This is a genomic window from Vibrio sp. 10N.222.46.A1 (genome assembly GCF_041473595.1).
Classification (GTDB): Bacteria; Pseudomonadota; Gammaproteobacteria; order Enterobacterales; family Vibrionaceae; genus Vibrio; species Vibrio tasmaniensis_A.
On sequence record NZ_JBFRSN010001310.1, the window covers coordinates 1 to 453 of the forward strand.

Consider the following 453-nt stretch of genomic DNA (forward strand, 5'->3'; position numbering starts at 1 on the left):
TCTGTAAATTGGTAGCTGCTGCCGCCCATTTGGTCGTTATCAGAACGCATGTCTTTCAGTTGAAGCATTACTGCCTCACCATTGTCTGCACCAATTTGGAATGACTTAGTACCGTGAGTACCGTTAAGCAGCTTGTTGCCACCAAAAGATGTGGTTTCAGCGATACGATTTAGTTCATCATTAAGCGCCGTTACTTCTTCTTGGATTGCTACACGGTCAGATTTGGTATTTGAACCGTTTGTTGATTGCAAAGACAAATCACGCATACGTTGTAGAATGTTTGATGTTTCATTCATCGCACCTTCTGCTGTTTGAGCGATAGAGATACCATCGTTCGCGTTACGTACAGCAACATCAAGACCGCGGCTCTGAACGTTCAAACGGTTCGAGATTTGTAGGCCAGCAGCGTCATCTTTTGCGCTGTTGATTTTAGAGCCTGAAGATAGGCGTTCC

Annotated in this window: 1 pseudogene; it reads right to left on the minus strand. The window is 44.8% G+C overall.

The window, feature by feature from the left end:
* Window positions 1-453, minus strand: a pseudogene (locus AB4496_RS26150) (flagellin); the annotation flags it as partial.